The 12,651-nt window shown below is 41.6% G+C and carries 11 protein-coding genes; 4 read left to right on the forward strand and 7 right to left on the reverse strand.

Annotated features, from left to right (window positions below; all coding sequences use genetic code 11):
• Positions 1-10: 10 nt before the first annotated feature.
• The 4 genes from ABMY41_RS03715 to ABMY41_RS03730 all read right to left on the reverse strand — a co-directional run bounded on the left by ABMY41_RS03715 (position 11) and on the right by ABMY41_RS03730 (position 3,795).
• Positions 11-1,027 carry a LacI family DNA-binding transcriptional regulator gene (locus ABMY41_RS03715; RefSeq protein WP_287244852.1) on the reverse strand — a complete coding sequence of 339 codons (1,017 nt, stop codon included), beginning with the start codon at positions 1,025-1,027 and terminating at the stop codon, positions 11-13.
• Positions 1,028-1,115: 88 nt separating this feature from the next.
• Positions 1,116-2,417: a TRAP transporter large permease gene (locus tag ABMY41_RS03720; protein WP_251601597.1), complete on the reverse strand. Its 1,302-nt coding sequence runs from the start codon at positions 2,415-2,417 to the stop codon at positions 1,116-1,118.
• Positions 2,417-2,902 (reverse strand): TRAP transporter small permease, encoded by a 486-nt coding sequence (locus tag ABMY41_RS03725; RefSeq protein ID WP_349274159.1) that lies wholly within the window; start codon positions 2,900-2,902, stop codon positions 2,417-2,419. Before ABMY41_RS03725 ends, ABMY41_RS03720 begins: the two co-directional genes overlap by 1 nt.
• Positions 2,899-3,795 carry a TRAP transporter substrate-binding protein gene (locus ABMY41_RS03730; protein ID WP_156426482.1) on the reverse strand — a complete coding sequence of 299 codons (897 nt, stop codon included), beginning with the start codon at positions 3,793-3,795 and terminating at the stop codon, positions 2,899-2,901. Before ABMY41_RS03730 ends, ABMY41_RS03725 begins: the two co-directional genes overlap by 4 nt.
• Before the next feature lie 379 nt (positions 3,796-4,174).
• Here ABMY41_RS03730 and ABMY41_RS03735 point away from each other — a divergent pair, with 379 nt between their 5' ends.
• Genes ABMY41_RS03735 through ABMY41_RS03745 form a run of 3 tightly spaced genes read left to right on the forward strand, consistent with a single transcriptional unit; the run spans position 4,175 to position 8,042 of the window.
• Entirely contained in the window at positions 4,175-5,632 is a 1,458-nt protein-coding gene (locus ABMY41_RS03735) for a tagaturonate reductase (protein ID WP_349274160.1), read from the forward strand.
• A 2-nt stretch (positions 5,633-5,634) separates the two neighbouring features.
• Positions 5,635-7,122 (forward strand): altronate dehydratase family protein, encoded by a 1,488-nt coding sequence (locus ABMY41_RS03740; RefSeq protein ID WP_287244865.1) that lies wholly within the window; start codon positions 5,635-5,637, stop codon positions 7,120-7,122.
• Positions 7,122-8,042: a sugar kinase gene (locus ABMY41_RS03745; RefSeq protein ID WP_349274161.1), complete on the forward strand. Its 921-nt coding sequence runs from the start codon at positions 7,122-7,124 to the stop codon at positions 8,040-8,042. Before ABMY41_RS03740 ends, ABMY41_RS03745 begins: the two co-directional genes overlap by 1 nt.
• Before the next feature lie 75 nt (positions 8,043-8,117).
• On the opposite strand, the gene ABMY41_RS03750 is transcribed toward ABMY41_RS03745, so the two are convergent.
• Positions 8,118-10,094 (reverse strand): ligand-gated channel protein, encoded by a 1,977-nt coding sequence (locus ABMY41_RS03750; RefSeq protein ID WP_252949909.1) that lies wholly within the window; start codon positions 10,092-10,094, stop codon positions 8,118-8,120.
• A 118-nt stretch (positions 10,095-10,212) separates the two neighbouring features.
• On the opposite strand from ABMY41_RS03750, the gene ABMY41_RS03755 reads away from it, so the two are divergent.
• On the forward strand, positions 10,213-11,121 hold the full coding sequence (locus tag ABMY41_RS03755; RefSeq protein WP_058584682.1) for a LysR family transcriptional regulator: 909 nt from the start codon (positions 10,213-10,215) through the stop codon (positions 11,119-11,121).
• A 58-nt stretch (positions 11,122-11,179) separates the two neighbouring features.
• Here ABMY41_RS03755 and ABMY41_RS03760 read toward each other — a convergent pair whose 3' ends face one another.
• Together ABMY41_RS03760 and ABMY41_RS03765 are read right to left on the reverse strand one after the other, a co-directional pair.
• Positions 11,180-11,797: a LysE family translocator gene (locus ABMY41_RS03760; protein ID WP_054562642.1), complete on the reverse strand. Its 618-nt coding sequence runs from the start codon at positions 11,795-11,797 to the stop codon at positions 11,180-11,182.
• A gap of 91 nt (positions 11,798-11,888) precedes the next feature.
• Positions 11,889-12,650 carry an SDR family oxidoreductase gene (locus ABMY41_RS03765; RefSeq protein WP_229677602.1) on the reverse strand — a complete coding sequence of 254 codons (762 nt, stop codon included), beginning with the start codon at positions 12,648-12,650 and terminating at the stop codon, positions 11,889-11,891.
• Between the last annotated feature and the right edge of the window lies 1 nt (position 12,651).

The raw sequence follows: 12,651 nt of genomic DNA on the forward strand, positions 1-12,651 counted from the left end.
AATGTCGTGCTTACTTAGGAACTCGAGATGTTGATTCGCGTGTCACCAGATGTGGCGTTACTGTTTTAGGCATAGGTAGTTTGTCTTGATTACCACGAGAGCGATTAATCAGCTTTTGTACGGCTAAGCATGCCATATTAAATACAGGTCGGCGTATTGTTGTCAGCGATGGAATGATCCGAGATGCAAGAATATTGTCATCGAACCCCGCGACCGATAACTGTTCTGGCACTTTAATGCCTTGGTTGTTAGCCACACGGAGTACAGCTGCAGCCATCTCATCATTATTAGCAACGATTGCTGTTGGCCTAGGTTGTTTGTTTAATAACTCCCTAGCGCACTCTAAACCACTGTCGTAACTATTTTTGCCTTCAACAATATATTCTGAGGGTAAATTTACATCATAAACCTGCAACTCAGCTAAAAAGCCAGCTAAACGCTCTATTGATGAACGATAATTTTGTGGGCCAGAAATAAAGCCAATGTCTTGATGGCCTAATTCGACTAAATGGTCTGCCATATCACGCATTGCTGCACGCTCGTCAGATACAACAATATTATCAGCGTCATCCAAATCAACTGACGCAAGCCTTACGTAAGGACAATCAACATCTCTTAAAGCTGCTGCGAGCTCTTTGTTTTCTGATACCGGAGGCAAGATAATGACGCCATCTAATTTTGAGCGAGCAATAAAGCGTAAGCAGTCATCAACAAAATCTTCGCGTTTTGCAGAACCTGGGTGTACCACTAACTCGTAGCCTAATTCAGCACAGACACTCAATGCACCTCGTTGCACTTCATCAATATAGAGTGCATCAGGGTTATCATAAATTAGCCCTAACAAATACGAACGGCTTGAGGCTAAACCCCTGGCTTGCTTATCTGGCGAGAAGCCTGTTTGCTTTATTATCTCAAGCACTTTTTCACGTGTTGCTTCACCTACCGCAGGCGAGCTATTTATTACACGAGAAACGGTACGTTTTGATACCCCCGATAAGCGGGCAATATCATTAATTGTCACTGACATAGAAGATTCCGAAATAACTAACTTAGCTATAGTAGCACCAAGCTTTTATCCATAAAAGCTGTTAACTCTAGCAAAGCAATTGTTTTTATTAATCAATCAACCCTAGTAAGCGAGGTAAAAACTCACTTATGGCAGGTAAATAGGTCACCAACATAAGCACCATAAACATCACACAATACAAAGGCAGCATTGGCTTAATGATTTTATGAAGCGAAGTTTTTGCTACTGCGCAACTGACAAACAATACACTACCAACCGGCGGCGATACCAAACCGATTGATAAATTAAGCACTATCATTACCCCAAATTGCACTGGCGACATGCCAAACTGTGCTGCAACCGGCAAAAAGATCGGAGTAAATATAAGCACAGCAGGTGTCATATCAATAAAAGCACCCACTAATATTAAAATGAGATTGATTAATAACAAAATCAGTAATGGGTTATCACTTAAGGTTAAGAAAAATTGACTCACCATTTGCGGAATGTGTGAATATGATAAAACCCACGACATCGCACTAGAAGCGGCAATAATAAGCATCACGATTGCCGTTGTTTCACAAGCTTTTAGCAGTAGTTTAGGTAACTCATCTAGCGATAATTCTTTATATACAAAAACGGCTAAAACCAGTGCATATAGTACAGCGACAGCACCGGCCTCTGTGGCTGTAAATACCCCCCCTATAATACCGCCAATAACGATTATTATGAGAAGCAAACTAGGGATGGCTGCAATCACTTTTTCTAAAACTAAAGCAAGTGGTAAACGTGCTGCTACTGGGTAGTTATTTTTTAAAGAATAGATGGCACAGACCAACATCAGTGTTAAGCCCAGTAAAATACCTGGTAAATAACCGGCAACAAACAATGCCGCGATCGACACACCACCACTTGCTATGGCATAAATGATTAAGATGTTACTTGGCGGTATTAGCATACCCGTTGTTGCTGCGCTGGCCGTGACCGCAGCGGCGAAGTTTTCACTATAACCGTGCTTTTTCATTTCTGGCACCATAAAGCTGCCTATCGCCGATGTGGCCGCCACTGCAGAACCAGAAATTGCGCCAAACATCATACAAGACATCACATTGACCAGCGCTAGACCGCCCGGTAAAAAACCGACCATAGCCATAGCAGATTCAATTAAACGCCTAGCTATGCCCCCCTGCCCCATGATCAGACCCGATAAAATAAAAAACGGAATGGCCAGTAGTGCAAAGCTATCTATTCCACCTATCATTTGCTGCGCAATGGTCGTTGCCGCTGGAGTAAAATCCATGTGTAAAACCAGTGCTAACAAGGTCGACAGAGCAATACTAATCGAGATCGGTACATTGATTAGGAGCAGTGTGAAAAAACAAACAAGCAACAAGATGGCTGTCATTTCCATTATTCTTGCTCCTGTGTTTGTCTAAAAAAATAAATGATATTTTCAATGCAATTAAGTGTGATAAGTACGCCGCTAATTGGCAAAGCAACATAAATGAACCCCATATTGATCCCAAGAGCAGCTGAACGTTGATCTAATGCAAAGCTTAAGTTCATCAACATACCGCCTCCATAAACTAATAGGCTGAGCGCGGTAATCAGTACTGAAAACTCAATTAAAAATGAACACTTACGACGTATCGTTGGAATCATCTTCTGATAGAAAAGATCAAGCCCTAAGTGTGCTCGGGTACGATAGGCATACGAAGCACCTAAAACGCCAATCCACATAAGTAAAAAACGAGCAAGTTCTTCAGTGTAAGAGTTAGGGGACTGCAAAATAAAGCGTGAGAACACCTGCCAACTAACGACTGCAACAATGGCAAACATCGCAACAATTAATACCCATTCAATGAGCTGATTTATTTTCGCATTAAACTCTTTCATAACGCCTCCTGCATCGCTTTTATTGCCGCAATTTGTGCGGCGATAGGCGTGCCTTTAAATGAGGCATGAAAAGGGGCTACTTTCTCTTGAAACACTTGTTTATCTGGGTAAATAACCTCAACACCCGCATCAACAACGGCCTGTAATGCCTGATCAGATGCTGATTGCCACAAACTACGTTGATAGGTAACAGAATCTTGCATTGCCAACTTCAGCCAGTGTTGCTGCTGAGTCGTTAATTGCTGCCAAACCTTTTGACTAGCAACTACGATGTCAGGCACAAAAGTGTGTTCATCTAGGGTGTAGTATTTCGCAATTTCATAATGACGAGATAGGTAATAGCTAGGCGGGTTATTTTCTGCACCATCGACAACACCTTGTTGCAGCGCAGAATAAAGTTCACCCCACGCAATGGGAGTGGCAGCGCCACCTAAAGACTGCACAGTAGCAATAGCCATTGGGCTAGTTACAACTCTAATTTTGCTACCAATTAAGTCATCGGGCGTTCTAATAGCAGCATCTGTTGTGTAAAAACTGCGACTCCCCGCATCATAATAGCCAAGCCCTTTAAGGCGAGCTACAGCTAGGTCATCAAGCAATTTTTGCCCAAGCTGACTATTAAGCACTTTCCAAAAGTGCTCACTATCGTTAAATAAATAAGGCACCCCAAATACTTTCATTTGAGGCACAAAGCCTTCAAGTGGGCTTGACGATACTTTTGTCATCGACAAACTACCGATTTGTAATAGCTCTATTAACTCTCTTTCCGTGCCTAATTGTGCTGCGGGATAAATCACAATTTCCATTTGATTATCAGAGTAATAAGCTAAACGCTCTGCCATATACTCCATGGCTTGATGAGTAACATGGCGGCTATCTAATGTATGCGCCATTGTTAGGCGAATAACCTTGTTGTCGTCACTGCAAGCACTGATAAAAAGTAAACAGCAGCAGAGAAATAGCGTGCTCAGAAGATTTTTATGCATTGTTGTGTCTTCTTTGTGTGTTCAGTTGTGTGTTCATGTTGTCTTATATAATCCTTTATATTTCATTAAGGTACACGGCAATCCAAGCTATGACCTGCGTATCCATTTAAAAAATTTTTTGAGTTTTCAATGGATAGCTATAAACAAACGTTAATTGTATTACTTATTTGTTAAAGGCCAGTTTTGACTACCGGTAGCAAATTGTCAAATCTTATTTGCCACCGGTGGCAAAATTAACTACTATGTTCTGCAATACACTGTAACAATGCTAAGAGCGGGCACAAAAATGCAAACTTTAAATCGTAAAAACTTTAATAAAAACAAATATCCAACGAGTATTATGCAGTTTGGAGAAGGCAATTTTTTACGTGCATTTGTCGATTGGCAAATAGATAAGCTTAACGAACAAACCGGTTTAAATGCCGGTGTTGCTATCATCAGACCCATCGACTACGACTCGCTGCCACTTCTTAATATACAGGATGGCTTATATACCTGTATTATTCGTGGTATCAATGAGCAAAACAAAGCTGTTTCTGAGCAGCGTATTATCAGTTGCGTTAACGAAGAAATCCCAGTTTACAAAGAGTTTGATAACTATTTAAAGCTTGCCGAGAACAGCGACCTTAAAGTCATTTTTTCGAATACAACAGAAGCCGGCATTGAATACATTCCCGAGGACAAGTTATCTGATACCCCTGCAAAGGCATTTCCTGCAAAACTAACGCAATGGTTATTTCACCGCTTCAAGCACTTCAATGGTGCAAGTAGTAGTGGCATGATCATAATTCCTTGTGAACTTATTGATTATAATGGCGAAAAGCTTAAAGAGATTGTATTGCAGTACAGTCAGTTATGGGATTTACCAAGCGAGTTTGTGAACTGGCTTAACGAGCACAATCATTTTTGTTCATCTCTCGTTGACCGTATTGTGACGGGTTTTCCGCGCGATGAACATCAAGCTTTACAGCAACAATGCGGTTATTACGACAACTTCATGGTAACAGCAGAATACTTTCATTTATTTGTGATCCAAGGACCACAGCATTTAGCTGATGTATTACACCTTGAAGGAAGTGACTTAAACATTAAGATTGTTGACGATATTGCGCCTTATAAACAACGAAAAGTGGCTATTTTGAACGGTGCGCATACTGCTATGGTTCCACTTGCCTATATGGCAAATATTGATTCGGTTGGCGAGGCTCTCGCTTCACCTCTGCTTGAAAAATACGTTACTAAACTGATATTTGATGAAATCATCCCTACTCTATCCTTACCTAAAGAAGAGTTACAGATTTTCGCTAATGACGTATTAAACCGCTTTAGAAACCCTTATATATGTCACCTACTGATGTCTATTTCATTAAATAGCATGACTAAATTCAAAACACGCTTGTTACCTCAATTAGAGCAATATATTAGCGACAACGAAACTGTACCACCACTCATCGCAACAGCTTTAGCTGGGCAAATATTGTTTTATCGTGGCGAGCGAAATGGAGACAAAATTGAATTAGCCGACAGTCCAAAGTGGTTGGCTTTATTCAACGAGCAATGGCAACAACATCAGCAAGGATCAATAACAACCAATGAGCTAGTAAGCTCTGTGTTAGCTGCAAACTGGCATTGGGATAAAGACTTAAATGAAATAGCAGGCCTTACAGATAAAGTGACTGAGCAACTAAGTCTAATGCTATCAAGCTCAGTTGAACAAACGCTTGTTAACTTATTGGAGTCATAAGCATGAGCAGACTATTACGACTTCACAATACTGATGATGTGGCGATTGCCTTACAGCCAATCAATGCAAATGAAAGAATCGAATTTGAAGGCTTTTCTTTTAAAACGTTAGAAGACATAGATAAGGGTCATAAAGTTGCGCTTAAGCCGATTGCTAAGGGTGAGCGAGTCATTAAATATGGCGCCCCAATTGGTTTTGCACTTGAAGATATTAATCCTGGCGCATGGGTACACACACATTGCATCAAAACAACATTGCATGATGAATTAACATACCAATATCAGCCAGAGTTCGTTACACAAGCCCCTGAGGAGCCATCACCTGAGGTTAATATTTATCGTCGTGCCAATGGTGAGATTGGTATTCGCAACGAGATATGGTTGATCCCAACCGTTGGCTGCGTGAATGGCATGATCAAACAAATGAAAGATGAGTTTTTACGTAACCATGCTGATCTTGAAATTGATGGCGTACACATATTTCCACATCAATTTGGCTGCTCTCAGTTAGGCGATGATTTAGAAACCACAAAAGTTTTATTGCAAGATATGGCCTTACACCCTAATGCCGGTGGCGCGTTAATCGTTGGTCTAGGTTGCGAAAATAACCAATTAGCAGCTTTTAAAGCGGGTTTAGGTGATATAGACGAATCACGAATTAAGTTTTTAATTTCACAGCACTCTGATGATGAAGTTGAAGATGGCGTAGCTCTACTAGAAGAAATCTACAGCGTCGTTAAACACGATAAGCGAGAAACCGGCAAGCTCAGTGAAGTAAAATTTGGCCTTGAGTGTGGAGGAAGTGATGGCCTATCTGGGATCACAGCCAACCCTATGCTTGGCTACTTCTCTGATTACTTAATCGCTCAAGGAGGCACGACAGTCCTGACGGAAGTCCCCGAAATGTTTGGTGCAGAGACATTACTCATGTCTCGCTGTAAAGATGAAGAAACCTTTAATCAACTTGTCAGCATGGTTAATAACTTTAAAGGTTATTACAAAGCACATAATCAGCCTATTTACGAAAACCCTTCTCCAGGCAATAAAAAAGGCGGAATTAGTACATTAGAAGATAAGTCGTTGGGTTGTACACAAAAGGCTGGCACAAGCAAAGTGCAGGCTGTGCTTGAGTATGGTGAACGCTTAAGTGTCGCTGGTTTAAATTTACTCAATGCACCAGGTAATGATCCCATTGCCACCAGCGCACTTGCCGCTGCAGGCTGTCATATTGTGTTATTCACAACCGGTCGAGGTACGCCTTATGGGGGCTTTGTGCCGACTTTAAAAATTGCTACTAACTCAGAGCTGGCAAATAAAAAAACGCGCTGGATAGACTTTGATGCCGGTGTGCTAGTCAGCGGTAAAAGCATGCCTGAAGTGCATCAGGAATTTGTCGATTTATTAGTTGAGATAGTAAACGGTAAGCCAACATGTAACGAAGTTAATGATATTCGTGAAGTCGCCATTTGGAAAAAAGGAGTCACTCTGTAATGCAGGCTAAAAAAGTCGCCATTATTGGAGAATGTATGGTGGAATTGTCTGGCGAGCTGTTCGCAACCATGCAACAAAACTTTGGTGGTGACACCATGAATACCGCAATTTACCTAAAGAAATTAGCAGGCGAAAAAGTCGATGTCTGTTATGTAACTGCCATGGGTGAAGATGCATTAAGCCAAGCTATGATCGCTCGTTGGCAGGATTATCAAATAAATTGCGACTTTGTTCTCAAAGATAAGCAAAGACACGCTGGCCTTTATATGATTCAAACAGACCAACATGGCGAGCGTTCTTTTCAATATTGGCGCAATAATTCTGCAGCAAAGCACCTTGTTCAGCAGCCCAAATTTTATAATATCATCAATAAATTAACTGAGTTTGATGCTGTTTATTTATCAGGCATTAGTTTGGCAATTTTGCCCCCAGATGATTGCTATACATTACTTAACGAGCTGACAAACTTAAAGCGCGCAGGTGTAAAAATAACTTATGATAGCAATCACAGGCCTTCGTTATGGCATTCGATGCAATACTGTCAGGATATTAATAAGCGGATGGCGCAATTAGCCGACCTGGCTTTGGTAACGTTTGATGATGAAGCACTGATTTGGAGTTGCAAAGATATTTCAGCTTGTAGAGAGTGGCTTCATCAATTAGGCGTTAAAGAACTTGTAATTAAAGATGGTGGAAATGGGTGCCAATACAGTACTTTAGAGCAACAAAATGCAACGCATTATCCTACCAATAAAATTAACAAAGTCATTGATACAACAGCGGCAGGAGATGCATTTAATGCTGGTTTTTTATCGGCTTGGCTGCAGGATCAAGCTATCGAAAAATGCGCAAAACAAGGAAATTATATTGCAGGGCAAGTCATTCAGCACTACGGCGCTATCGTTGAGATAACAACCTAAGTTTTACTAAAATAAGGTTTAACCACCAATTAACTTAGTGGTTAAACCTGCAAATACGAATAACTTGATAATTATTTAAAAGTTAAAGCCTAGAGAAACCCAATAACGGCGACCATCTTCAACATATCCGTATTCATCTTCAGTGATTTCTTTATCAAACAGATTATAAACACCAAATCCTAACTTAATGCTGCGGCTTAAATCATAGTTACCACCAATATCAGCCAAGGTGTAATCTGGCGCAATTAAGCTATCTTGCGACGGGCCTGTTGTCGGCTGGCTTTCTTCGCCGCGGTAATGAACACGCAGCCAGGTACCTAGCTTATCAACCGGGCGCCAATTAACTGATGTTTGTAAAATATGCTTCGGTAATTGGTTAAGTGGGCTGCCTTTGTATTCACCGGTTTTTTGCTCAGAGTCGGTGTAGGTGTAGTTGGCACTTACATCAAGCTCACTGGTAATGTCGTAAGATACTGATAACTCAAAGCCTTGCGTAACGGCTTCATCCACATTGACATAGGTCGTTGGCATTGAACCAAACTGGTTTGGTCCATCAGTACACTGAGTGAGTGGGCACGAAATACGGGTAATTTTATCTTCAAACTCGTTGTAAAATACGGTGCTTGAAAGCGATAAATCACGGCTGGCATCATAGTAGATACCCATTTCGTAGTTTACTGATTTTTCTGGGCTTAAATCTGGGTTACCGTAAATATTACCACCTCGGCTCACTTGCCCCCAAGCTGCGGTAGATTGACGAATATTCGGTGCTCTAAAGCCTGTTGAGATGCCGCCTTTCACCGTCAACGACTTAGTTGCTGTATACACGCCATACAAACGCGGGCTGAAATGGCCTGAAAAATTACCATCATGGTCATAACGAAGACCGGTAGTGAGTTTAAATTGCTTGGTTGCAGCCCACTCATCTTCGGCAAATACTGACCACTGCTCGTTCTCAACATGCGTTAGGTCACTAATGCGGTTACTGGTGTAATCGTCTAGCTCTTCTTTTAAATATGACGCACCAAATGCAGCATTATGATTGGTAAATGGTAAAGTCCAGCTTGTTTGCGCATCGGTATTTTCGACGTACATTTCGCGAGAGGTATTATCGAATTTATCGTACTTTAAGTAACTGCGTGATGAGCCAAAATCATAAAAACCATTATGGCTTAGTGAGTAGCTTTCTTGGTCGTACTCTGTGGTTGATGACTCTGGGCAACCACGTCGACCACAGCTTTCACCTTCAGCTAAAGGAGCAACTGTTTTACCTAATGTTTCGTCGAGTTTTTGTTTTGCAGAACCTACTTCAAGCATAATTTCATGGCTATCAGAGGGCGTTAAGATAAACTTTGCTTTGATATTACTTTGCTCTTTACCACGAAAACCGGCTTCAAAATCGTCTTCGTCACGCTTTGAAAACTGACCAGATAACTGCATACCTAATAACTCAGGAATTAAACCACCTGCAGTGAAGAAGCTGCCTTGGTTGATATTACCCGATTCACTTGATTCTTGAATCGTGCTATCTAAACGCAGTTCGCCGTACCATTTTTCTGGTGTTTTACGGGTAATAATATTGATAACACCACCGATTGCATCTGAGCCATATAGTGAAGACATAGGGCCGCGAATAACTTCAATACGCTCAATTGCTGAAATAGGTGGAGTCCATGCCCCTTCTACACCTGGGCCATCACTGTTTGGACGAGTTTCGCGTGAGGTTTGGCGCTGGCCGTCAATTAAAATCAAAGTATATTGACTTGCCATCCCTCGAAGACTGATATCTTTTCTGTCGCCACCACCTGTGACAACTACACCGGGAACGTCGGTCATTGCATCGGTTAGATCTCGATAAAAACGTTTTTCAAGCTGCTCACGGTCAATAACACTGATACTGGCTGGTGCCTCTTTAAGCATTTGCTCGTAACCGGAAGCCGATACAACTATTACTTCCATGTCTTGTTTTTTGTCATCAGCGTATGCAAAATGGGAAAGACCTGCTAACACAGCAGCGGTGAGTGGTAAAACAGAAGAAACAACCCTCGTCATAATAATACTCCGTGACTTTTTGTTTATAAATGATAATAATTAGCGTTTGCATACTAATGAGAAGTCCCGATTTTCACAATTTACGATTTCTTAAAACTGAATTAAGAAGGCCTGAACCATGAATTCCAAGCTGATAAAAACATTGCGTGTATTTTCTCGTACTGTTGAAACAGGCAACATGAGCAGTGCAGCTGCAGAGTTATCGATGACCACATCGGCTGTCAGTCAACACATTAAGCAATTAGAACAAGAAATCGGATTGAGCCTATTTAACCGCAGCCCGCGCGAACTGACTTTAACCGAAGCGGGCCACCTGTATTATCAAAGCTGTTTAAAAATACTGGCACTGGCTGATCAGGCCAGTACGCAATTGCAACAATTACAAAATAAACCCAGTGGCGAGCTCAAATTAGTTGCGCCTGTGGGGTTTGGCGGCGGCCTATTAAGCGAGCCATTAGATCGCTTAATTAACGAGTTTGATGATTTACGTATTCAGTTAATTTTGACTGATGAGCCAATTGATATGATCAAATGCGGCGCTGACCTAGCGATTGCGATTGGCCCATTAACTGACTCAAACCTCGTTGCTCGTAAATTAGCAACTTGGCCGTTAAAGCTATGTGCTCATAAAGACCATGCAATTAGCAAACTCGATAAAGCCAATTGGGAAGACCTTGGCAACTTTGCCCGTATCGCCCACAGCAACGCCGACAGTAATGCGTTTAACCCGTCAACGCTGGCAAGCAAGCCGTTACCGAAAGCAAAGATCACCGTAAATAATATGCAAAGTTTAATTAAATTAGTGTGTGATGGTGTTGGCTATGGCGTATTACCAGAGCCAGAAGTCAGGCATTTACTAAAATCAAAAGAGCTGGTTGAAATCGCACCTGAGTGGGCAATGCCAAATTACACTGTTTATGCCGTAACACCAGCCAGAGACAGCTTAGCGGCAAAAACAAAAACTGCCATTGATACATTAAAACTGTGTTTTAACCATGTTTCTAAGCAAGTTGAATTAGTTGATTAAGACGCTACAAGGATAATACCCATTTGCCGTATTCGGATGGGTATTATCCAAATTAGTATTAACCTAGCGCCAGCCAAACGCCCACGCACATCATTAGCGCGCCAGCAATACGATTTAACCACTTCACATTATCGCCTTTATCCAAAAACAGCCTTAAGCTTTTACCGCCTGTTGCGTAAATCAACATACAGATAAATTCGCTCAGCATAATAATGCTCACTAATACCGCAAGCTGAGGAGCAACCGCTAAATCAACATTAATAAACGGAGGGAGTAAAGAAATCATAAATGCCCACCCTTTTGGGTTTGCAATGGCAGTAATATACCCCTGCGAAAACAATTGCCCACGACCAATTTGCTGCTGTGTATCATCATTAGGTTTAAAGCTGGTTTTAGCGCGCCACATATTAACCCCTAGGTAAATTAAGTACGCACCACCTAAGTATTTTAAAAAGGCAAATAACTCAGGGTAATTAAGCATAATACTAGCAACCCCAATCACCGCAGCAATGGCTACCGTGGCAACGCCTAACACCTCGCCGACCATCATCCACAGCGTACGTCTAACGCCCACACTCATCCCTAACGTCATGGCGAGCGTCATACACATACCAGGTGTAATAGAAACAAAGAAAAAGGTCGGAATAAAAACCGCGAGTACTGCTAAATCGAGCATAAATGCAATCACATGTTTATTGCTTAAAAAGAGAAAGCGATTAAATCACATTCACTTAAATAAGCAAACAAACACGCGATTGCTAACAGGCTTATAAAAACATACCGCCCGATGCTTCAATGCGTTGTCCGGTTACCCAACGGTTTTCATCACCGAGTAATTGCGCAATCATAGGGCCAATATCATCAGCTTGGCCAACGCGCCCCATAGCTGTAAATGAACTGACTAATTGAGCAACATGCTCATTATCACGGACAGCACCGCCACCAAAATCAGTGGCAATTGCACCAGGTGCGACGACATTCACGGCAATATTGCGACCAGCAAGTTCTTTTGCCATGTATTTGGTCAATACCTCAACGGCCCCTTTCATGGTGGCGTAGGCCGCTTTTCCTGGTAATGCAAAGCGTGTCAGCCCAGAAGATAAGTTAATAATACGCCCGCCATCATTGATCATCTCATGCAATGTTTGCGTTAAGAAAAACACACCTTTTACATGTACATTCATCAAATTATCAAACATAGCTTCGCTGGTATCAGCAAATGCACTGTCACTACCATGGCCTGCGTTATTAATTAAATAATCAAATCGAGAGGTTTGCCATTGTGTTGCTAAGGTACTTTCAAGTGTTTGTTTGAATTCAGCAAAACCTAATATATCGCTCACATCAAGTTGAATGGCGACGGCTTTTGCCCCCAGTGCAGCTACTTCTTCTACGACCTGCTGTGCTTCATCTTTATGGCTTCTGTAAGTAAATACGCAATCAATGTTCTTACGTGCCAAACTTAAAACTGTATTTTTACCTAAACCGCGATTACCACCTGTGATCACTGCAATTTTGTTGCTCATCATG

Origin of the sequence: Pseudoalteromonas sp. BZA4 (assembly GCF_040104395.1) — a bacterium.
Classification (GTDB): Bacteria; Pseudomonadota; Gammaproteobacteria; order Enterobacterales; family Alteromonadaceae; genus Pseudoalteromonas.

What these genes read in the sequence shown, in the direction of transcription:
- ABMY41_RS03715 (WP_287244852.1), bottom strand. Translation starts at nt 1,027, where the DNA reads ATGTCAGTGACAATTAATGATATTGCCCGCTTATCGGGGGTATCAAAA.
- ABMY41_RS03720 (WP_251601597.1), bottom strand. Translation starts at nt 2,417, where the DNA reads ATGGAAATGACAGCCATCTTGTTGCTTGTTTGTTTTTTCACACTGCTC.
- ABMY41_RS03725 (WP_349274159.1), bottom strand. Translation starts at nt 2,902, where the DNA reads ATGAAAGAGTTTAATGCGAAAATAAATCAGCTCATTGAATGGGTATTA.
- ABMY41_RS03730 (WP_156426482.1), bottom strand. Translation starts at nt 3,795, where the DNA reads ATGGCGCATACATTAGATAGCCGCCATGTTACTCATCAAGCCATGGAG.
- ABMY41_RS03735 (WP_349274160.1), top strand. Translation starts at nt 4,175, where the DNA reads ATGCAAACTTTAAATCGTAAAAACTTTAATAAAAACAAATATCCAACG.
- ABMY41_RS03740 (WP_287244865.1), top strand. Translation starts at nt 5,635, where the DNA reads ATGAGCAGACTATTACGACTTCACAATACTGATGATGTGGCGATTGCC.
- ABMY41_RS03745 (WP_349274161.1), top strand. Translation starts at nt 7,122, where the DNA reads ATGCAGGCTAAAAAAGTCGCCATTATTGGAGAATGTATGGTGGAATTG.
- ABMY41_RS03750 (WP_252949909.1), bottom strand. Translation starts at nt 10,094, where the DNA reads ATGACGAGGGTTGTTTCTTCTGTTTTACCACTCACCGCTGCTGTGTTA.
- ABMY41_RS03755 (WP_058584682.1), top strand. Translation starts at nt 10,213, where the DNA reads ATGAATTCCAAGCTGATAAAAACATTGCGTGTATTTTCTCGTACTGTT.
- ABMY41_RS03760 (WP_054562642.1), bottom strand. Translation starts at nt 11,797, where the DNA reads ATGCTCGATTTAGCAGTACTCGCGGTTTTTATTCCGACCTTTTTCTTT.
- ABMY41_RS03765 (WP_229677602.1), bottom strand. Translation starts at nt 12,650, where the DNA reads ATGATGAGCAACAAAATTGCAGTGATCACAGGTGGTAATCGCGGTTTA.